Source organism: Saccharothrix sp. ST-888, assembly GCF_000955975.1.
Classification (GTDB): domain Bacteria; phylum Actinomycetota; class Actinomycetes; order Streptomycetales; family Streptomycetaceae; genus Kitasatospora.
This window is the reverse complement of the sequence record NZ_JYJF01000896.1, coordinates 1-312: the sequence shown is the minus strand read 5'-3', so window position 1 is coordinate 312 and position 312 is coordinate 1. Positions and strand designations below refer to the sequence as shown.

Genomic DNA, 312 nt, shown 5'->3' with positions numbered 1-312 from the left:
CCAGACCGCCCTCGTGACGGCGCAGCGTCCCGAACGCCACCGCGTCCCGGCCGGCCGCCTCGATGCTCTCCTGGACAGCCATCGCAAGCACGGGGTGTGGGCTGACCTCGACGAAGGTCCCGACGCCGTGCTCCTCGAGAAGCGCACGCGTCGCGTCGTCGAACTCCACGGTGGTACGGAGGTTGGTGTACCAGTACTCGGCGTCCATGCCGTAACCGTCGACCAGCTCGCCCGTCACCGTGGACAGCAGCGGCACCCGGCCCGCCTGCGGGGTGACGTCCTTCAGGACGTCCAGCAGTTCGGTGCGGATCG

General features: G+C 69.9%; 1 protein-coding gene. It reads right to left on the bottom strand.

Translation table 11 applies throughout. The features are described from left to right. The coding region (locus tag UK12_RS34955; RefSeq protein WP_045307249.1) for an acyltransferase domain-containing protein at positions 1–312 on the bottom strand (312 nt) is incomplete at both ends.